Here is a 20499-nt window from a genome sequence, read left to right as displayed (position 1 = left end):
GGTACCAGAGAGGCAGAACAATCCGCATCTCGATCGAGCGAGGAACTGGCGGAGCTTGCGAGATTCGACCTCGCAAGGAGGCACCCCCGGCACACTCTCGATGGTGCGCCACGCCGCTGTCCCCGCAGGTCCGCTCTCCCAGGCGAGCGCTACGAACCGCTCGCCCCGCCCGCAGTGTCCGTACGTGGCGCGCAGCAGAATCCGCGGAAACATCAGCCGGAGACCACGGTCGGGTAAGCGGTACGCTCCACTCCGGCCATGTACCTAGGTTAGGTAAGCAAACCCATGCATGACGACGACCTGCTCGCGCAGCTGCTCCCCCGGCTGACCCAGCTCAGCAACGTGCTGAACCGCGGCCGCATGTACGAGCAGGCCGCCGCGGCCGCCGGAATCACGCTGGAGCGGCCCGCGATGGCGGTCCTCGGCGTGCTCAAGGCGTCCGGCAAGCCCCTGCGCATCGGCGAGATCGCCGACCGTATGCAGGTCGCGGGCCCGCACGCCACCCGCCAGGTGCAGGGCCTCGAACAGCGGGGGCTGGTGCACCGCATCGCCGACCCCGACGACCAGCGCGCCCGGCTGATCGAGCTGACCCCGGAGGGCGCGTCGACCGCCGACCGCTACATGCGCACGATCCTCGGCTGGTTCACCGGCGCCCTCGCCGACTGGCCCGCCGAGGACCGCCGGGACCTCGGCCGTCTGCTCGGCCGCATGGTCGACGACCTCACGGCCCACCTGAAGTCCCTCGACGGCCCCGGCCCGTCCTGAACGCCCCGGCGGCGATCGGGTCAAGGCCGCCGCGACCGCCGGCGAGGAGAATGTCCCCGACCTGGCCGCCGGCGATTTCCCGACCTTTCTTCGATTTTCGAACGAATATGTAAGCAGAATATGACCTAGGCATATTGCACTAACCTCGTCACGGGAAGCGACCCGGCAGCGGAGAGAGAGTCATATCACCCCCGAGCGGCGAATATCAGTTCGGGCGAGGGAAATGATGCTCTTCAAGGGCCGTGTCACTCATGCGTTCGGAGGGGGACGGGTGCAGGGGCAAGCGCGCGGTGACCACAACGAGTTGAGCGGGACCGTGCACGGCGGGGCCGTGCAGGCGGGGGCGGTGTACGGGGGGATCCACATCCGCGCCGAGGGCGCGGGCGAGGGGCCGCGGCCCCATGTCCCCTGGCAGCTGCCGCCGCCTGTGCCGATCACCGACCGTACGGCGGAGCTGGGGGCGCTGGAGGGGCATCGGGAGCGGGCGGCCGCGCAGGGGTACGGGACGCTGGCCGCGGTCAGCGGGCTGGGCGGGGTCGGCAAGACGGCGGTGGCACTGGCGTGGCTGCACGGGCTGCGCGAGCGGTTTCCGGACGGGCAGCTGTACGCCCACCTCGGCGCCGAGTCCGCGACCGGTCCGGTGACGCCCGAGGAGGTGATGGGGCGGTTTCTGCGGGCGCTGGGGGTGCCGACCGGGCAGATCCCCACGGCGCTCGCCGAGCGGTTGGCGCTGTACCGGTCGCTGACCGCGGACCGGCGGCTGGTCGTGCTGCTCGACGACGCCGCGACCGCCGCGCAGGTGCGGCCGCTGCTGCCCGGCGGCCGGAACGTGACGGCCGTGACCAGCCGGTGGCGGATGCCGGGGCTGACGGTCGACGGGTGTTACGCGGTGCATCTGGACCCGCTGGCCACGGAGGCGGCCGTCGAGCTGCTGGAGGTCACGCTCGCCGACGGCCGGGTGGCCGCGCAGCCCCAAGAGGCGCGGGCGCTGGTCGAGTTGTGCGCCGGGCTGCCGCTCGCGGTGCGGGTGGCCGGGGCACGGCTCGCGGCGCGGCCGCGACGGCACCTCACGACGATGGTGCGCGCCCTGACCGAGGAGCGCGGCCGGCTGGAGGCGTTGGCCATCGAAGGGGATCACGACGTACGGGCCGCTCTGGACCTGTCGTACCAGGGGCTTCCCGCCGAGGCCGCCCGGCTGTACCGGCGGCTGGGGCTGCATCCGGGCCCGGAGTTCGGGAGCGCGGTGGCGGGGGCGGCGCTGGGCGGCGGCCGGGACGCGGCCGGTCCGCTGGACCTGCTGTACGACGCGAACCTGCTCATCGACGCCGGGGACGAGCGCTACCGCTTCCACGACCTCGTACGGCTGCACGCCGCCGAGAAGGCGGAGGCGGACGAGACCGCGGAGGAGCGCGCGGCGGCCCTGCGCCGCATCGCCGACCACTACCTCGCCACCGCCACCCGCGCCGAGGAGATCGTCGATCCGCAGCACCGGACGCTGGACCGAAGTTACGGCGAAGAAGGCGAACCCGAACCGGCCGACTTCGGCGAGGGCACCGACGCCGCGCTCGACTGGCTGGAGGGCGAGCTGCCCAACCTGATGGCGGTGATCCGCATCGCCCGCCCCGCCGGATTCCCCACCGTCGCCTGGCAGCTCGCCGACGCGTTGTGGCCGCTGTTCCTGCGCCGGAAGTTCTACGAGGACTGGCGTGCCGCCGACCGCGAAGGGCTGCTGGCGGCGGAGGAGTTGGGGGACACCGTCGCGGAGTGCCGGATGCTGACCTCCGGCGGGATGGGCGAGCTGGGGATGGGCGACCACGAGCGGGCTCTGGAGATGTTCGAGCGCGCGGCGCGGACGTTCCGCGCAGGCGGCAACGCGCTCGGCCACGCCCGTACGCTCAACTACCAGGGCCTGGCCCATCAGCGGCTGGGCCGCCTGGACCGGGCGGCCGAGCTGTTCACCCGGGCCGCCGCGGAGTTGCCCAGGGCCGGCGACCGGCGGGCGGGCGGACTGGCCCGGCTCAACCTCGCCGACATCGCCCTGGAGCGGGGGCAGTGGGAGCAGGCGGAGGCCGAAGCCGACGCCGCGCACACCACGCTGGACGAGGCGGGCGACGCGTACAACGCCGCCCGCGCGGCCACCCTCCTCGGCCGCGCCCACCTCGGCCGGGACCGGCTCGACCTCGCGGAGGAGCGGCTGTCCACGGCGCTGGCCACCCTGCGCGGCATGGCCGCGCACTACGAGACGGCCCGCGCCGTGGAGAGCCTGGCCACGCTCGCCGAGCGGCGTGGCCGGACGGACCTGGCCCGGGAGCGCTACCGGGAGGCGCTGGACCTCTACTCGGCGGTGGGTCGTTCGAAGTCGGCCCACGCCGAGGCCGTACGCACCCGGCTCGGGCGGCTGGACGACCAGGCCACGGACGGCACCGCTGGCTGAACCCACATCAGCCGCAGCGGTGCCGCGCCCAGCTCCTCGGCCGGGAGCCCGGCCACCAGCCAGGCGTGGGCCACCGAGGCCCAGACGGCCCACACCGCCCACGGTGGCCCGGCCGCCGGGCACCGCGCGCGCAGCGTCAGCGTGCGCCCGTCGGGGCCCAGCCGCATCCACAGGTCGAGCCCCCGGTGCACCGCCACCACCAGGGCACCGGGGTGACGGGCGGCCAGCGCGGCGGTCTGCCGGCGCGGCTCGGTCCCGGCCTCCGCCCCGGCCAGCAGCACGTCCGCGAGGGGGGAGAGCGAGGGCATCGGGGTGGGGAGCAGGACGCGCAGATGCTCGTCCACGGTGCGGGAGGCCGCGGGCCGGGAAGCCACCGTCCGGGAGGCCATGGCCCCGGAGGCCACGGTCCGGGAGGCCACCGCCCGGGAAGCCACCGCCCGGGCGGCCCGCGTCCGCCGCGCGCCGCGCCCCGGGGGCAGCAGCGCGACCTGGACGCGGCCCGTCAGGACACCACGGGCGGGCTCCTTCACCACAGCGGTCACCGGCGTCATGACACGGCCCCCGGCGGCATGCCACCCGGCGCCACGCTGCCCGGCTCGTCGTACGGCACCGTGAACGGCAGCCGCGCGGGCTCGGTGGTCGGCCGCCCGGCGGGGGCCCGCAGCCGCAGCTTGCGGTAGAGCAGTGTGCGCATCTTGCGGGCGAACCGGCCCGGTTCCGAGGTGATACGGGCCGCCACCCGCTGGTGGCGGTGCGCCCGGTACGTCGCCGAGCTGCGCTTGAACTGCTCGCGCAGCGGACGGTCCTCGTGCAGCCGGGGTGCGAACGAGCCCAGTTCGGCCAGCGGCGACCGGGGGTCGACATCGGCGTCGGGCAGGGTGGCCATCAGGACGGGCACTCCGGTCATCGCGCCGTAGAGCGTGACCGAGCCGTGGTCGCCGACGATGTAGTCGGCCGCGACGAGCGCCCCGACCCAGTCGGCGTAGTGGCTGAGCACGGTGAGCCCGGAGCGGCCCAGCCGGGCGAGCCAGCTGCGGACCTGCCATTCGCCGTGGGCGTTCCACACATGCGGGTGCAGCAGCGCGGCGACCCGGAACTCCTCCCTCGGCAGCTCCGCCACCAGCCGCTCCAGCACCTCGAAGCCGCGCCCCAGCAGGGAGTTCGGGCCCCAGGTGGAGCAGGCGAGCACGAGCCGCTGCCGGGCCCGGGCGCCCAGCGCCTCCCGGTACAGGGCGCGGGCGGGCAGGCTCGCGGTGATGCGGTCGAAGCACGGGTCGCCGACCACCTCCGCGACCGGCAGCGCCTCCGGGCACTCCCGGCCCAGCCGGGCCAGTTCCTCCTGGTGCGCCAGGACGATGGCCTCGGGCACCACGGCCCCGTCACGGACCAGCCGCTGCCTGCTGAGCCCGTAGACGCTGCGCTGTGCCACCGCGCCTCCCCGCCGGCGGCCGGGCACGATCTTGTTGTGTCCGGCGCCGTGCGGCAGCACGATGACGGGCGCGTGCAGTTCGTGCAGGCTGCCGTGGCCCGCGGCCAGCGCGAGGTCGAACGGCGTCTGCACCGCCTGGCTCCAGGGCAGCACCAGCCCCCGCAGCCCCTCCAGGAACGCCGCGACGCCGTTGCTGAACACATCGGGCGCCGCGGTGAAGAACACCTGCACCCGCGCGTCGCCCTCCAGCAGCCGGATGGCGTCCAGCAGCCGCTGTCCGGCGGTCACGGTGTGCACCACGGCCAGGACCCTTCGGCGGATCTCCCGGGTGGCCCAGTACTCGACGTCCGGGCGCACCGGCACATGGCGCGGGTGGGCTTCCAGCATGGTCACGCTCATTGGTTCGACTTCCCCCGGTCTTCCCTTCGGGCCCTGCGCCCGATTCCGGCCGGCGACCCGGTCGGCCGCCGGTGGAGGGCGTGCCCGGGAGACTGGACGCGGTGGTTGCGGAATTCCTGCATCCGTCCTGCGGCGCTGATCGTCCCCATCACGCCTGATCACAGCGGTGAGGACGTGCGCCCGCCACGCATCCGTGCGCCTCTGTCCGCCACCCCCGGCCGCACGGCAACAGTGAAGTGAGTGCCGTACGCACGGGCGCGGGCTGCCGGAAACGGCGGGGAGAAGCACACCCATCGGGGGCCGACGGTGAAACTGCTTGCTCTGGGACCCCTCGAACTATGGCATCACGAGCGGCCGTGCGCGCTCGGTTCGATCAAAGAGCGCTGTGTGCTCGCCGTGCTGGTGCACGCCCGGGGCGAGCCGGTCACCGCGGACACCCTGATGGAGCGGGTCTGGGACGGTGAGCCGCCGCCGACCGGCCTGGACACGCTGCAGAGTTATCTGTCCCGGCTGCGCAGACGGCTCAGCCAGGCCGTCGGGGACCGGGCCGGGGTCGAGCGGCCGTCGCCGCGGCTGTACCGGCTGCGGGTGAACCCGGAGGACATCGATCTGCTGCGCTTCCAGCGGCTGCGCGGCGACGCGGGCGCGGCGGCCGCGCGCGGCGAGCGGGAGCGGGCCGTCGGGCTGCTGCGGGCCGCCGAGGAGCTGTGGCGGGGCGAGCCGCTGGCGGAGTTCACCGGCGCCTGGGCGGCGGCGGCCCGCACCCGGCTGGTCGAGGACCACCGCCGGGTCCGGGAGCAACGGATCCGCCTCCAGCTGGAGTTGGGTCAGCACGCGGACCTCATCGGCGAACTGCGCGAGCTGGCCGCGCAGAACCCGTACGCCCAGAAGGCGATCGCCTCCCTGATGCTGGCGCTCTACCGCTCCGGACGGGACGACGAGGCGCTCACCGTCTACCGGGACACCCGGCGGCTGCTCCGGAAGGAGCAGGGCATCGAACCCGGGGCGGAACTGCGCGAACTGCATCAGCGCATCCTCGATCAGGACCGAGCGCTGATGGGCGTCGACCGTCCGGCCACGCCCTCCGCGGAGGCACCCGTCGTCCGGGAGCCCGGGAACACCCTTCCGCGTGATGTCCGGGAGTTCACCGGCCGGACGAGCGAACTCCGCATCCTGCTCACCTCATCGGCCGCCCCCGCCACCTCCCTCCCCCTCACCGTCATCCACGGCATGCCCGGCGTCGGCAAGACCGCGCTCGCCATCCGCGCCGCCAACGGCCTGTGCGAGGCGTACCCGGCCGGGCAGTTCTACGTGGACCTCCACGCCTACGGCGGGCAGCAGCCCTGCGACCCCGCGGAGGCGCTCGCGGTCCTGCTGCACGCCTCCGGCGCGCCCGGGCCGCTCCCCGACTCGCTCGACGAACGCGCGGCCCGATGGCGGGCCTGGACCGCCCGCCACCGAGTGCTCGTCATCCTCGACAACGCCCGCGACGCCGCCCAGGTCGGCCCGCTGCTGCCGGGCTCCCCCGGCTGCCGGGCGATCGTCACCAGCCGCAACCGGCTGGTCGGGCTGAACGGCGCCGCCTCGCTCCATCTGGACGTCCTCTCCGAGGCGGAGGCCGTCGCGCTCTTCACCCGGATCGCGGGCCCCGCCCGGCTGTCCCCCTCCCCGTCCGCCGCCGACGCCGAAGCGCTGCGGCGGGTGGTGGCCGCGTGCGGCTGCCACCCCCTCGCCGTCCAGCTGCTCGCCAGCCGCTTCCGGCACCGGGACGCCTGGGACCTGCACCACCTCCTCGACCGGCTGGCGGAGGCCACCGACCCGCTGGAGGAGTTCGACCCCGCGGTGGCGTCGGCCTTCCAGCTCTCGTACGCCGAACTCAGCGCCCCCGCCCGGCGCCTGTTCCGCAGGCTCGCCCTGCACACCGGCCCCGACATCACCCTCCGCGCCGCCACCGCGCTCGCCGGACCGGAGGCCGCGCGGATCCGGCGGGTGGTCGAAGAGCTGCTGGACAGCCATCTGCTGGAGGAACCGGTGCTCGACCGCTACCGGTTCCACGACCTCGGCCGCGCGTTCGGCCTCCAGATCTGTGCCCGGGAGGAGCCGGAGACCGCCCGCCACGCTGCCGTCGAGCGGCTGCTCGGCTACTACCTCACCGCCGCACACCGCGCCGACCGCCTCGTCCATCCGCAGCGACGGCCACGGCCGCCCGGTCCGCCCCAGGAGTCCCCGTACGCACCCGAGTTCGCCGACGCCGACGAGGCGTCGGTGTGGCTCACCCTGGAGCGCGCCAACCTGCTGGCCGCCGCCCGCACCGCACCCGGCCGGAGTCCGTCGTACGCGGCCCTCTTCCCGCATGTCCTGGCGGGCGCGCTGAACACCTGGGGCACCTGGGACATCGCGGCCGAGCTGTACGGCGCCGCCCTGACCGTCCTGCGCGCCCGCGCCGACCGGCCCGCCCTCGCCAGAACGCTCGTCGAACGCGCGGAGGTGCTGGCCCAGAAGAGCCACGACGAGGCCCAGCGCTGCGCCACCGAAGCCCTGATCCTCTTCCGCGGCCTCCGCGATCCGCACGGCTGCGCCGACGCCCTCCTCCAGTCCGGGCGCGCCCATCTCGCGGCGGGACACGGCGAGATGGCGCTGCGGGTCCTGGACCGGGCCATCGGGCGCTTCCGGCAGGTCGGCGACCGCGGAGGGGAGGCGGACTGCCTCAACATCCAGGCGGCGGCGCTGCACTACGCGGGCCGGTACGCCGAGGCGCTGGAACGGGTGCGGGTCATGCTCAGCGTCCACGAAGCGCTCGGAAATCTGCGGGGCCAGGCCAAGGCCCTCAACAACCTGGGCGAACTCGCGTACCTCCAGGCCCGCTACGACGAGGCCCGCGCCCACTACGAGCGGTCCCGCACCCTGGCGCGGCAGTTCGGCGGCCGTCAGGAGCTGGCCATCCTCGACACCAACCTCGGCCGGGTGCACCAGGCCACCGGGGACACCGCCCGGGCGCTGAGGTGTTTCCGGCGCGCCCTCGACAGCCACCGGGCGGGCGGCGACACCCTCGGCGAGGCGAACGTGCTGATCAGCATGGGGACCGCGTACGCCGAAAGCGGCCGTACGGACGAGGCGTTACGCCACTTCGCGCAGGCGGACCGGGCGGCCCGCAGCATCGACAACACGTACGAACGGCAGCGGGCGCTCATCGGCACGGCCGACGCACACCACCGCTCGGGCCACCTCGCCACCGCCACCGAGGTCTACCGGCAGGCGCTGGACCTGGCCCAGGGCATCGGCTTCCCGCTCGGCTGCGCCCACGCCCTCGCGGGCCTGGCCCGTACGGCGCTGTCCGCCGCCGACCGGGAGACCGCGCACCACTACGGGGCGCAGGCGATGGCCCTGTACGAGAGCCTGGAGGCGGGGGTGGAGGCCGAGCGGCTGCGGTGCCTGCTCGCCGGGCGCTGACGCAGCGTCAGCGCCCGGCGGATGGTGCGGGTTGTCGGTCAGGCGCTCACCTGGCTACCTGCCGACTGCCGTGCGAACCACATCCACTGGTCGGTTCCGGCGAGTATCGTCGTCGCACCCACAGCGAGTACGGCCGTGGTGGCCACGGCGACGAAAACGCTCCTTGCGTTGATCACAACACTCCCATTGAGGAATGGAGTTACTGGGTCGGGACCCCTTGATCAAAAGGCGTGATCCGCAAGGTACACCCAATCGCAGTAGCGAAGAAACGTTTTGCATACGCCCCGTCAGATTTTCTTGCGCCACACCAGCGCACACGACACCGGGTGGTGGCGGAACCGCTCCCACTTCGGCTTCACCGCCAGCCACCGCTCGTCCACCACGCCCTCCCGCATCTCGGCGAGCGTCCACCCCGCGCCCAGCCCCGCCGTGATGTGTTCGCTGAGCAAATGGACATGGGTGCTGATGGCGACCGACTCACCCGTGTCGCTGGTGAAGTGGGTCGGCATGCCGGTGGCCATGATGAAGTGCGGATGGAAGGCCACCACCACACAGGCCGCGCCGGGCTCCGCGAGCCGCCACGCCTCGTCGTAGAACGGGCGCAGCTCGGGCAGGTGTTCGTCGATGAGCGAGGCGATGACCAGGTCGTACGCGCCCTCGTCGAGGCCGGTGGCGCGCACGTCGCCCTGGAACAGGCGGTCGTGGACGCCACGGGCACGGGCGCGGTCGAGCATTTCGGGGGTGAGGTCGACGCCGTCGATCGCGGCCACCCCGTTCCGCCGCAGCCAGGCGCCGGTGCGGCCGGTGCCGCAGCCGAGGTCGGCGGCGCGGCGGACGGAGGTCCACGAGGGTTCGGTGAGCTCGTCGAGGAGGGCGAGGTCCATCACGTCCTCGACGCTCTGCTCGTAGGTCTCGACCCACTGTCCGTAGCCGGTGGCGACGTCCACCGTGCGGTATCCGCGCGTGTCGAAGTCGGAGAAGGAAACCATGCGCCGCAGTATCGGCGAGCGCCGGTGCGGAGCGCGACGCGTTTTACGCCGGGGGCGCCCCGTCCCGTGTGGCACCGTCCTCGGCGGCCCTGACCTCGGGGCGTTTCGCCTCGGGCTGCTGGGGGGCGGTGGGCCCCGCCTCGGCGCCCTTCGGTTCGTCCCGTTTCGGCTCGCGGTCGCGCTTGCCGTGGTGGTGCAGCCGGCTCCGTATGTCCGCGTGGGGCAGGAACTGGGCCCAGCGCTCGGGGAACTCCGACGGCGGGGTGATCTCGGCCGCCCCGTCGTCGGCCGTGCGCTGGTCCCTGGCGCGCTCCAGGGCCACCTGTTCCCGGGTCCAGGCCGCCCGCTGGGCGCGGCCGGCGGCGGTGGCCACCGAGGGCCACACCCGGTCGATCGCGGCGTTGACGGCCGCGCCGACGAGCACCGCGAAGGCGGCCACGCCGATCCACAGCAGGACGGCCACGGGCGCCGCCAGCGATCCGTAGATCGTGGGGCCCTCCACGGTGTGGATGAGGTAGATCCGCAGCAGGAAGCTGCCGAGCACCCACATGGTGAGCGCCACCAGCGCCCCCGGGATGTCCTCCCGCCACGCCGACCGCACCGGCACCGACACGTGGTAGAGCGTGGTGAGGAAGGCGACGGACAGCAGGATCACGGTGGGCCAGTACAGGACCCGCACGAGGGTGGCGCTGGACGGCACGAAGTCCACCAGGGTCTCCGGGCCGATGACCATCAGCGGCAGCGCCACCGCCCCGATGACGAGGGCCACCAGGTAGAGGTTGAAGGCGAGCAGCCTGGTCCGGACGATGCCGCGGCGCCCCTCCAGCCCGTACATGATGGTGATGGTGTCCACGAACACGTTGACCGCGCGGGAGCCGGACCACAGCGCGATGCCGAAGCCGAGCGAGATGACGTCGGGGCGGCCGCCCTCTATGACGTCGTCCAGGAGCGGCCGGGCGATCTCCTTGACGCCCTTGTCGGAGAGCACGGTGCCCGACGCGTCGAGGATGTTCTGCCGGATGGTGGCCACGGTCTCGGTGTCGGTCCACGCGTCGAAGTAGCCGAGCAGCCCGATCAGGCCGAGCAGCAGCGGTGGCAGCGACAGGAGGGTGAAGAAGGCGGCCTCGGCGGCGAGGCCGGTGACCCGGTACTCCATGCAGGAGTCGATGGTGTCCTTCAGCAGCAGCCAGGCCATCCTGCGCTTGGACACGTTGCGGTACATGGCGCGGGCCTTGTTCAGCCGCCCGGACGGCTTCGGAATGTCTTCTGCTGGCTGCACGCCCCAACCGTATCCGGCACACTTCGGCGTGACCGACACGATCACCGGCGCACCCGGCCGGAATGCGTCGGCGGAGGGGGACGCCGCGCCGACTCGGCACCGCCCTCCGCCCGCTGCGGACACTGTCCGCGCCCGGTGCGCCGGGCGGCAAAGGTTGCGTCGCGTTGCACGATCCATGGTTGGCTTGCCCCCATGACCATCGATGTGACCACCTGGTCCCTGGAGCAGACCTCGTCCGCGGACCTCGGCCCGGCGCGGGAGCCAGCGGCCGAGGCGGGGGTGCGGATCGTCCGCGCCGAGGTGGCGAGCCCGGAGTTCAGCCGCTTCCTCTACACGGCCGTCGGCTCGGACAACGACTGGACCGACCGGCTGGAGTGGTCGCACGAGCGGTGGCTGGAGTTCCTGGACCGGCCCGGGGCGGAGACGTGGGTCGCGTACGAGCGCGGCACCCCGGCCGGGTACATCGAGCTGGACCCGCAGGACGCGGGCGTCGTGGAGATCACGTACTTCGGGCTGCTGCCCGCCTTCCGCGGCCGGGGCATCGGCGGGCACCTGCTGACCTGGGGCGCCCGCCGCGCCTGGGACCTGGCCGACCGCTGGCCCGGGCTGCTGCCGACCAAGCGGGTGTGGGTGCACACATGCAGCAAGGACGGGCCGTACGCGCTCGACAACTACCGCCGCCGGGGTTTCCGGGTCTTCGACGTCAAGACCGAGACCGAAGGGTGACCAACCCCACACCATCTCACAAAACGAGACTGAGACGTCCGGATACTGGACAAAGGTGGACTCGCCGAAGATGCGCGTGCCACGCTTCCCTCATGTCTCGAGCTGGAATTGCCTTGGTGAGTCGACGCCACGTCGACCTCGGCCGCATGTCCAGCGCGATCTGTCCGGCGAGCTGACGCACTCAGCAGGGCCCGTATCGGCCCCCGGACAGCCTCCCCGCACTTCCCGCCGCCCCCGATGACGTGGGCGAGCGCGCACGCCTCGACACCTCCCCGTCGTATCCACCCGCACCGGTATCCGCCGCAGCGCCGTGCCCGCCTGCGCTCCTGCGCAGGTCAGAGCGTGCGCGCGAGATCATCCGCCGCACCGAGCCGCTCAGAAGGACACATACCGCCATGCCCGCCACACCGGAACGCGCAGCAGCCACGCCCCGCCGTAAGGCCGGACGCCATCGCGGCGAAGGCCAGTGGGCCGCGGGTCACTTCACCCCGCTCAACGGCAACGAGCAGACCAAGAAGGACGACGACGGTCTCAATGTGCGGACACGCATTGAGACGATCTACGCCCACCGTGGCTTCGACGCCATCGACGGTGCCGACCTGCGCGGCCGGATGCGCTGGTGGGGCCTGTACACCCAGCGCAAGCCCGGGATCGACGGCGGCAAGACCGCCATCCTGGAGCCGGAGGAGCTGGACGACGAGCACTTCATGATGCGGGTCCGGATCGACGGCGGGCGGCTGACCACCGAGCAGCTGCGGGTCGTCGGCGAGATCTCGGAGGAGTTCGCGCGCGGCACGGCCGACATCACCGACCGGCAGAACGTCCAGTACCACTGGATCCGGATCGAGGACGTGCCCGAGATCTGGAAGCGGCTGGAAGCCGTCGGTCTGTCCACCACCGAGGCGTGCGGCGACACCCCCCGCGTGATCATCGGCTCCCCGGTGGCCGGGATCGCCGAGGACGAGATCATCGACGGCACCTCCGCCATCGAGGAGATCCACCGCCGCTACATCGGCAGCAAGGAGTTCTCCAACCTGCCGCGCAAGTTCAAGACCGCGGTCTCCGGCTCCCCGGTGCTCGACGTCGTGCACGAGATCAACGACGTCGCGTTCGTCGGGGTGCGCCACCCCGAGCACGGCCCCGGCTTCGACCTGTGGGTCGGCGGCGGGCTGTCCACCAACCCCAAGATCGGCGTCCGGCTCGGCGCCTGGGTGCCGCTGGAGGACGTCCCGGAGGTCTGGGCCGGGGTCACCTCCATCTTCCGCGACTACGGCTACCGGCGGCTGCGCAACCGCGCCCGGCTGAAGTTCCTGGTCGCCGACTGGGGCCCGGAGAAGTTCCGCCAGGTGCTGGAGGACGAGTACCTCAAGCGCCCGCTGGCCGACGGCCCGGCGCCCGAGCAGCCCGTCCGGCAGTGGCGCGACCACATGGGCGTGCACCGCCAGCAGGACGGCCGCTACTACGTCGGCTTCTCGCCGCGCGTCGGCCGGGTGGACGGGGCGACCCTCACCAAGATCGCCGACCTGGCCGAGGCCCATGGCTCCGGGCGGCTGACCACCACCGTCGAGCAGAAGATGATCGTGCTCGATGTGGCCGAGGACCAGGTCGAGTCGCTCGTCTCCGGGCTGGAGGCGCTGGACCTCCAGGTCAAGCCGTCCCCGTTCCGGCGCGGCACGATGGCCTGCACCGGCATCGAGTTCTGCAAGCTCGCGATCGTCGAGACCAAGGCGCGCGGCTCCTGGCTCATCGACGAGCTGGAGCGGCGGATGCCCGAGTTCGACGAGCCGCTCACCATCAACCTCAACGGCTGCCCGAACGCCTGCGCCCGCATCCAGGTCGCGGACATCGGCCTCAAGGGCCAGCTGGTCATGGACGACAACGGCGAGCAGGTCGAGGGCTACCAGGTGCACCTGGGCGGCGCGCTGGGCCTGGACCCGGGCTTCGGCCGCAAGGTGCGTGGCCTGAAGGTCACCGCCGCCGAACTCCCGGACTACATCGAGCGCGTGCTGCGCCGCTTCCAGGAGGAGCGCGAGGACGGCGAGCGGTTCGCCACCTGGGCGGGGCGTGCCGGTGAGGACGCCCTGAAATGAGCGAGAGGGCGGCGCCGTTCTACTGCCCCTACTGCGGGGACGAGGACCTGCGGCCCTCCGAGGAGGGTCACGGGTCCTGGGAATGCGCGTCCTGCAATCGGGCGTTCCGCCTGGCGTTCCTCGGGCTGTTGGCCAAGGGCCTGCGGCGCGACCAAGCCGGAGAAGGGGACTCAGCGATATGACCCAGCTTCAGCAGCACACCGACCTCGAAGCCCTCGCCACGCGGGCGGGCCGCGACCTCGAGGACGCCCCGGCGCTCGACATCCTGCGCTGGGCGGCCGACACGTTCGGGCCGCGGTTCTGCGTCACCTCCTCGATGGAGGACGCGGTGGTGGCCCATCTCGCATCCCGGGTGTTCCCCGGTGTCGACGTGGTGTTCCTCGACACCGGATACCACTTCCCGGAGACCATCGGCACCCGTGACGCGGTGGCGGCCGTGATGGACGTCAACGTCATCACCCTCACCCCGCGCCAGACGGTGGCCGAGCAGGACGCCGAGCACGGGCCGAAGCTGCACGACCGCAACCCCGACCTGTGCTGCGCCCTGCGCAAGGTGCAGCCGCTGGAGGAGGGGCTGAAGGCGTACGACGCGTGGGCCACCGGGCTGCGCCGCGACGAGTCCCCGACCCGTGCGAACACCCCGGTCGTCAGCTGGGACGCCCGGCGGCAAAAGGTGAAGATATCGCCGATAGCCCGCTGGACGCAGGCGGACGTGGATACGTACGTCGCTGAACAGGGTGTACTGACCAATCCCCTGCTCATGGACGGATATCCTTCCGTCGGCTGCGCGCCCTGCACTCGTCGGGTGCTGGAGGGCGAGGACGCCCGGTCGGGCCGCTGGGCGGGGAGCAACAAGACGGAATGCGGACTGCACGGCTGATGGCTGTCGACCAGGAGAACGAGATGAGCGCGCCGATACACACCGGGGCCACCGTGTGGCTGACCGGTCTGCCGAGCGCCGGAAAGACGACGATCGCGTACGCGCTCGCGGAGCGGCTGCGCAGCGAGGGCCACCGGGTGGAGGTGCTGGACGGGGACGAGATACGCGAGTTCCTCTCCGCCGGGCTCGGTTTCTCCCGCGAGGACCGGCACACCAATGTGCAGCGGATCGGCTTCGTCGCCGAGTTGCTGGCCTCCAACGGGGTCAAGGTGCTGGTGCCGGTGATCGCGCCGTTCGCGGACAGCCGGGAGGCGGTGCGCAAGCGCCACCAGGCCGAGGGGACCGCGTATCTGGAGGTGCACGTCGCCACGCCGGTCGAGGTGTGCTCCGAGCGCGACGTGAAGGGGCTGTACGCGAAGCAGGCGGCGGGCCAGATCACGGGGCTGACCGGGGTCGACGACCCGTACGAGGCCCCGGTCGACCCGGATCTGCGGATCGCGGCGCACGAGCAAGGTGTCCAGGAGTCGGCGGCGGCACTTCGGACTCTACTGAGCGAGAGGGGACTGGCATGACGACCGTGGCTCCGATCAATGGAACCGGGTCCGGTTCGGACGAGGGCGACCTCTACGCGCTCTCGCACCTGGACGCACTGGAGTCCGAGGCGGTGCACATCTTCCGCGAGGTGGCGGGCGAGTTCGAGCGGCCGGTGATCCTGTTCTCCGGCGGCAAGGACTCCATCGTCATGCTGCATCTGGCGCTGAAGGCCTTTGCGCCCGCGCCGGTGCCGTTCTCGCTGCTGCACGTGGACACCGGGCACAACTTCCCCGAGGTCATCGAGTACCGCGACCGCACCGTCGCCGAGCACGGGCTGCGCCTGCATGTGGCGTCCGTGCAGGAGTTCATCGACGACGGGCGGCTGCGGGAGCGCCCGGACGGCACCCGCAATCCGCTGCAGACCGTTCCGCTGCTGGACGCCATCGAGAAGAACCGCTTCGACGCGGTGTTCGGCGGTGGCCGCCGGGACGAGGAGAAGGCGCGCGCCAAGGAGCGGGTGTTCTCCCTGCGGGACGAGTTCGGCGGCTGGGACCCGCGCCGTCAGCGCCCCGAGCTGTGGCAGCTGTACAACGGCCGGCACTCCCCCGGTGAGCACGTCCGCGTGTTCCCGCTGTCCAACTGGACCGAGCTGGACGTGTGGCAGTACATCGAGCGCGAGAAGATCGAGCTTCCGCAGATCTACTACGCGCACGAGCGCGAGGTGTTCCGGCGCGGCGGCATGTGGCTGGCCCCCGGCGAGTGGGGCGGTCCCGGGGACGACGAGACGGTGGAGCGGCGCCAGGTGCGCTACCGCACGGTGGGCGACATGTCCTGCACCGGTGCCGTCGAGTCGGACGCGGTCACGATCGAGCAGGTCATCGACGAGATCGCGGCATCCCGGCTGACCGAGCGGGGTGCGACGCGCGCCGACGACAAGCTGTCGGAGGCCGCGATGGAGGACCGTAAGCGCGAGGGGTACTTCTAGCCATGACGAGCAATCTCAGTGCCGAGGAGCAGGCCGTGGTGACCGCGGTGGAGCAGTCCGCGGCCTCTTCCCAGCTGCGCTTCGCCACCGCCGGTTCGGTGGACGACGGCAAGTCGACCCTGGTCGGGCGGCTGCTGCACGACTCCAAGTCGGTGCTCGCCGACCAGCTGGAGGCGGTCGAGCACGCGTCCCGCAGTCGTGGCCAGGAGACCCCGGACCTGGCACTGCTGACCGACGGGCTGCGGGCGGAGCGTGAGCAGGGCATCACCATCGATGTCGCCTACCGCTACTTCGCCACCCCGCGGCGGCGGTTCATCCTCGCCGACACCCCGGGCCATGTGCAGTACACCCGCAACATGGTCACCGGCGCCTCCACCGCGGAGCTGGCCGTCGTCCTGGTGGACGCGCGCAACGGCGTGGTGGAGCAGACCCGGCGGCATGCCGCGGTCGCCGCGCTGCTGCGGGTCCCGCACGTGGTCCTCGCCGTCAACAAGATGGACCTGGTGGACTACGCGGAACCGGTGTTCGCCGCGATAGCCGAGGAGTTCACCTCGTACGCGGCCTCGCTGGGCGTCCCCGAGATCACCGCGATCCCGATCTCCGCGCTGGCCGGGGACAACGTGGTGACCGCGTCCGCGAACATGGACTGGTACGGCGGGCCGACCGTCCTGGAGCACCTGGAGACGGTGCCGGTGGGCACCGACCCGTCGCAGGACCCGGCGCGCTTCCCCGTGCAGGTCGTGATCCGTCCGCAGAGCGCCGAGCACCCCGACTACCGCGGCTACGCGGGCCAGGTGTCCTCCGGTGTGCTGCGCGTCGGCGACGAGGTGACGGTGCTGCCGTCGGGCCGTACGAGCACCATCACCGGGATCGACGCGCTGGGCCAGTCCGCCGACCTGGCCTGGGCGCCGCAGTCGGTGACGATCCGGCTCGCCGACGACCTCGACATCTCGCGCGGCGACGTACTCGCCCCGAGCGCCTACGCGCCCACTCCCACCCAGGACGTCGAGGCGACCGTGTGCCATCTGCACGACCGTCCGCTGCGGGTCGGGGACCGGGTGCTGCTGAAGCACACCACCCGCACGGTGAAGGCGATCGTCAAGGACATCCCGTCCCGGCTCACGCTCGCCGACCTCTCGCACCACCCGGCGCCGGGTGAGCTGGCCGCCAACGACATCGGCCGGGTCGTCCTGCGGACGTCGGAGCCGCTGGCGCTGGACGCGTACGCCGCGTCGCGCCGCACCGGGTCCTTCCTGCTGATCGACCCGGCGGACGGCACGACGCTGACCGCGGGCATGGCGGGCGACTCGTTCGCCGAGCAGGCGTCCGCCGCGGACGGCGAGAACGCCGCCGACGCTGCCGACGACGAGGGCTGGGATTTCTGACCATGACCGGTGAGGTGTTCTCGACGTTCGCGAAGGAGGGCGGCCGCGTGGGCAGCGGCGCCCGGGGCAGTGGTCAGGGCGGAGTCGGGCGATGTGTGCGCTGAACCGCGCCCTCCCCGCTGTGCCGTGCCCCATTTCCCCGAGACCTTGTGAACCGCCGGGCGTCCCCTGACGCGGCGCCCGGCCCTCCGAGAGGAACACATCCCGTGTCGTCTGCCGCTTCCCGCGCGACATCCCCGTCGCGCCGCCGCCACACCACCCGCCTGCTGGCGGCCGCCGCCGTCCTTCCGCTGCTGATCGGCGCGCTCGGTGGCTGCGGCTACGGTTCGCAGAAGAAGACCGACGACACCGGGTCCTCGGCACTGCCCGCGGCCGGCGGCAAGAAGGTCGACGGCCTGGACAAGGTGAAGGTGGGCTACTTCGCCAACCTCACCCACGCCACCGCCCTGGTGGGGCTGCGCAAGGGCGGCCAGATCCAGCAGGCGCTGCGGGGCACGAAGGTCGCGCCGTACGTCTTCAACGCCGGGCCGTCGGAGATCGAGGCGCTGAACGCGGGCTCGATCGACATGGGCTGGATCGGCCCGTCGCCGTCCATCAACGGCTATGTGAAGTCGCACGGCTCCAACCTCAAGATCATCTCGGGTTCGGTCTCCGGCGGGGTCAAGCTCGTCGTCAACCCGAAGAAGATCAAGACGCTGGACGACGTCAAGGGCAAGAAGATCGCCACCCCGCAGCTGGGCAACACCCAGGACGTGGCGTTCCTCAACTGGATCGCCTCCAAGGGCTGGAAGGTCGACGCGCAGAGCGGCAAGGGCGATGTCTCCGTGGTCCGCTCGGACAACAAGGTGACCCCCGACGCCTACAAGTCCGGTTCCATCGACGGCGCCTGGGTGCCCGAGCCGACCGCCTCCAAGCTGATCGCCGAGGGCGGCAAGACCCTGCTGGACGAGTCGTCGCTGTGGCCGGACAAGAAGTTCGTCATCACCAATCTGATCGTCAAGCAGTCGTTCCTCGAGGAGCACCCGAAGGTGGTCGAGGCCGTGCTGCGCGGATCGGTGAAGACCAACGCCTGGATCAAGGCCAACCCCGATAAGGCGAAGGCCGCGGCGAACGCCGCCCTCAAGGAGGAGACCGGCAAGCCGCTGCCCGCCAATGTGATCGACCCGGCCTGGAAGTCCATCCAGGTCACCGACGATCCGCTCGCCTCGACCCTCAACACCGAGGCGGAGCACGCGGTCAAGGCCGGGCTGCTGGAGAAGCCCGACCTCAAGGGCATCTACGACCTGACCCCGCTCAACAAGGTCCTGAAGTCCGAGGGCAGGCCGGCCGTCTCGGCCGCGGGCCTCGGCGACCAGTAGCCGCCGCCCGCTCCCGTACGCACGTGACCACACGTACGCCACCCATCAGGAGGTGACCGGATGTCCCCGGCACTGACCACCGAGAAGGCCGACCTGGCGGGCCCGGCCGCGCCCGGCGCCGCCGACTCCGCCGGAGCGGTCCGGATCGACCACGTCCACAAGTCCTTCGGCCGCCCCGGCGCCGCCCAGCCCGTCCTCGACGACATCAACCTGGAGATCAAGCCCGGCGAGTTCGTCTGCATTCTGGGGGCCTCCGGCTGCGGCAAGTCGACGCTGCTGAACCTCATCGCCGACCTGGACCGCCCGACCAGCGGAACCATCGAGGTGCCCGGCAGCCGCCCGGCCCTGATGTTCCAGGAGCACGCGCTGTTCCCGTGGCTGACCGCGGGCAAGAACATCGAACTGGCGCTGCGGCTGCGCGGCGTGCCCCGCGCCGACCGCAGGCCGGAGGCCGAGCGGCTGCTGGAGCTGGTGCGCCTGAAGGGCGCGCACGGCAAGCGGGTGCACGAGCTGTCCGGTGGCATGCGGCAGCGCGTGGCGCTGGCCCGCGCGCTGGCCCAGGACTCCAGCGTGCTGCTGATGGACGAGCCGTTCGCCGCGCTCGACGCCATCACCCGGGACGTGCTGCATGGCGAACTGACCCGGATCTGGAGCGAGACCGGCGTCTCGGTCCTGTTCGTCACCCACAACGTCCGCGAGGCCGTCCGGCTGGCCGAGCGCGTGGTGCTGCTGTCCTCGCGCCCCGGCCGGGTCGTCCGCGACTGGTCGGTCGACATTCCGCAGCCGCGCCGCATCGAGGACGCGGCCGTCGCCGACCTGTCCATCGAGATCACCGAAGAACTGCGTGGGGAGATCCGCCGCCATGGCCAGCAGTAGGACCGCCGCGGCCGACACGGCCCCGAATACCGACGGCGCGAAGAAGTCCGCCGAGGACCTGGAGGGCCTGGAGGCCGGGCTCGACGCACTGGACACGGTCCAGATCAAGCGGGTCCCGGTGACCCAGGTGCTCACCCAGAAGGTGCTGCCGCCCATCGTGGCCGTCATCGCGGTGGTGGCCCTGTGGAAGGTGCTCGTCTGGGCCAAGGTCACCGAGGACTACAAGCTCCCCGACCCCAGCCTGGTATGGGACTCGCTGCGCCAGTTGTGGCTGCAGGGCGAGCTGTTCGACATCATCTGGACCAGCGTCTCGCGCGGACTCTTCGGCTTCCTCATCGCGCTCGCGATCGCCACCCCGCTGGGGCTGATCGTCGCCCGGGTGAACTTCGTCCGCGCCGCCTTCGGCCCGATCCTCTCCGGACTGCAGTCGCTGCCCTCGGTCGCCTGGGTGCCGCCCGCGGTCATCTGGCTCGGCCTCAACGACCAGATGATGTACACCGTCATCCTGCTCGGCGCCGTGCCCTCCATCGCCAACGGCCTCGTCGCGGGCATCGACCGGGTGCCCCCGCTGTTCCTGCGCGCCGGCCGCACCCTCGGCGCCCGCGGCCTGGTCAGCGCCTGGCACATCCTGCTGCCCGCGTCGCTGCCCGGCTACGTCGCCGGACTCAAGCAGGGCTGGGCCTTCTCCTGGCGCTCCCTGATGGCCGCCGAGATCATCGCCAAGTCTCCCGACCTGGGCCTGGGTCTTGGCCAGTACCTGGAGAACGCGCGCAACAACTCCGACATGGCGAGCGTGCTGCTCGGCATCATCATGATCCTGGTCGTCGGCATCGCCATCGAACTGCTGATCTTCGCCCCCATCGAGCGCCGCGTCCTGCGCAACCGCGGCCTGGCGCCGAACGCCCGCTGAAGGAAACCAC

At 72.1% G+C, this 20499-nt stretch carries 17 protein-coding genes; 13 read left to right on the top strand and 4 right to left on the bottom strand.

Annotation, left to right across the window (positions count from 1 at the left end):
- Positions 1-285: 285 nt before the first annotated feature.
- The gene (locus tag ACFZCY_RS23655) at positions 286-765 is read left to right on the top strand and encodes a MarR family transcriptional regulator (RefSeq protein WP_391176580.1); all 480 of its coding nucleotides are present in this window, start codon (positions 286-288) and stop codon (positions 763-765) included.
- Between the two features lie 226 nt (positions 766-991).
- Complete coding sequence (locus ACFZCY_RS23650; protein ID WP_391177211.1) at positions 992-3199, top strand: tetratricopeptide repeat protein; 2208 nt, start codon at positions 992-994, stop codon at positions 3197-3199.
- Here the strand turns inward: ACFZCY_RS23650 and ACFZCY_RS23645 are convergent.
- Positions 3100-3741 carry a hypothetical protein gene (locus ACFZCY_RS23645; RefSeq protein ID WP_391176577.1) on the bottom strand — a complete coding sequence of 214 codons (642 nt, stop codon included), beginning with the start codon at positions 3739-3741 and terminating at the stop codon, positions 3100-3102. The two genes, ACFZCY_RS23650 and ACFZCY_RS23645, sit on opposite strands and share 100 nt — an antisense overlap.
- A 5-nt stretch (positions 3742-3746) precedes the next feature.
- Positions 3747-5027 (bottom strand): hypothetical protein, encoded by a 1281-nt coding sequence (locus ACFZCY_RS23640; protein WP_391176573.1) that lies wholly within the window; start codon positions 5025-5027, stop codon positions 3747-3749.
- 306 nt (positions 5028-5333) lie between these two features.
- Here ACFZCY_RS23640 and ACFZCY_RS23635 point away from each other — a divergent pair, with 306 nt between their 5' ends.
- Complete coding sequence (locus ACFZCY_RS23635) at positions 5334-8477, top strand: BTAD domain-containing putative transcriptional regulator (protein ID WP_391176570.1); 3144 nt, start codon at positions 5334-5336, stop codon at positions 8475-8477.
- Between the two features lie 287 nt (positions 8478-8764).
- On the opposite strand, the gene ACFZCY_RS23630 is transcribed toward ACFZCY_RS23635, so the two are convergent.
- Together ACFZCY_RS23630 and ACFZCY_RS23625 are read right to left on the bottom strand one after the other, a co-directional pair.
- Positions 8765-9466 carry a methyltransferase domain-containing protein gene (locus ACFZCY_RS23630; protein WP_391176567.1) on the bottom strand — a complete coding sequence of 234 codons (702 nt, stop codon included), beginning with the start codon at positions 9464-9466 and terminating at the stop codon, positions 8765-8767.
- A gap of 43 nt (positions 9467-9509) precedes the next feature.
- Entirely contained in the window at positions 9510-10745 is a 1236-nt protein-coding gene (locus tag ACFZCY_RS23625; RefSeq protein WP_391176565.1) for a YhjD/YihY/BrkB family envelope integrity protein, read from the bottom strand.
- Positions 10746-10937: 192 nt separating this feature from the next.
- Here ACFZCY_RS23625 and ACFZCY_RS23620 point away from each other — a divergent pair, with 192 nt between their 5' ends.
- The 10 genes from ACFZCY_RS23620 to ACFZCY_RS23575 all read left to right on the top strand — a co-directional run bounded on the left by ACFZCY_RS23620 (position 10938) and on the right by ACFZCY_RS23575 (position 20489).
- A complete protein-coding gene (locus ACFZCY_RS23620) occupies positions 10938-11471 on the top strand; it encodes a GNAT family N-acetyltransferase (RefSeq protein WP_391176562.1) in 534 nt (177 codons plus the stop codon).
- A 395-nt stretch (positions 11472-11866) separates the two neighbouring features.
- Positions 11867-13561 (top strand): nitrite/sulfite reductase, encoded by a 1695-nt coding sequence (locus ACFZCY_RS23615; RefSeq protein WP_391176559.1) that lies wholly within the window; start codon positions 11867-11869, stop codon positions 13559-13561.
- Positions 13558-13743, top strand: coding sequence for a hypothetical protein (locus tag ACFZCY_RS23610; RefSeq protein WP_391176555.1), 186 nt, complete (start codon positions 13558-13560; stop codon positions 13741-13743). The genes ACFZCY_RS23615 and ACFZCY_RS23610 overlap by 4 nt, the downstream gene beginning before the upstream one ends.
- Positions 13740-14441: a phosphoadenylyl-sulfate reductase gene (locus ACFZCY_RS23605; RefSeq protein ID WP_391176552.1), complete on the top strand. Its 702-nt coding sequence runs from the start codon at positions 13740-13742 to the stop codon at positions 14439-14441. Before ACFZCY_RS23610 ends, ACFZCY_RS23605 begins: the two co-directional genes overlap by 4 nt.
- Positions 14441-15013 (top strand): adenylyl-sulfate kinase, encoded by a 573-nt coding sequence (gene cysC, locus ACFZCY_RS23600; protein ID WP_391176549.1) that lies wholly within the window; start codon positions 14441-14443, stop codon positions 15011-15013. The genes ACFZCY_RS23605 and cysC overlap by 1 nt, the downstream gene beginning before the upstream one ends.
- Positions 15010-15960: a sulfate adenylyltransferase subunit CysD gene (cysD, locus tag ACFZCY_RS23595; protein ID WP_391176544.1), complete on the top strand. Its 951-nt coding sequence runs from the start codon at positions 15010-15012 to the stop codon at positions 15958-15960. Before cysC ends, cysD begins: the two co-directional genes overlap by 4 nt.
- A 2-nt stretch (positions 15961-15962) precedes the next feature.
- Positions 15963-17345 carry a GTP-binding protein gene (locus ACFZCY_RS23590; RefSeq protein WP_391176542.1) on the top strand — a complete coding sequence of 461 codons (1383 nt, stop codon included), beginning with the start codon at positions 15963-15965 and terminating at the stop codon, positions 17343-17345.
- A 206-nt stretch (positions 17346-17551) separates the two neighbouring features.
- Positions 17552-18703, top strand: a complete 1152-nt coding sequence (locus ACFZCY_RS23585) for an aliphatic sulfonate ABC transporter substrate-binding protein (RefSeq protein WP_391176539.1) — start codon at positions 17552-17554, stop codon at positions 18701-18703.
- Positions 18704-18763: 60 nt separating this feature from the next.
- Positions 18764-19579, top strand: coding sequence for an ATP-binding cassette domain-containing protein (locus ACFZCY_RS23580; protein WP_391176537.1), 816 nt, complete (start codon positions 18764-18766; stop codon positions 19577-19579).
- Entirely contained in the window at positions 19566-20489 is a 924-nt protein-coding gene (locus tag ACFZCY_RS23575; RefSeq protein WP_391176534.1) for an ABC transporter permease subunit, read from the top strand. Before ACFZCY_RS23580 ends, ACFZCY_RS23575 begins: the two co-directional genes overlap by 14 nt.
- Positions 20490-20499 lie beyond the last annotated feature (10 nt).

This window comes from Streptomyces sp. NPDC007983 (assembly GCF_042958345.1).
In the GTDB taxonomy this organism is placed as follows: Bacteria; Actinomycetota; Actinomycetes; order Streptomycetales; family Streptomycetaceae; genus Streptomyces.
The sequence above is the reverse complement of the archived record's forward strand: the minus strand, read 5'-3'. Positions and strand labels throughout refer to the sequence as shown.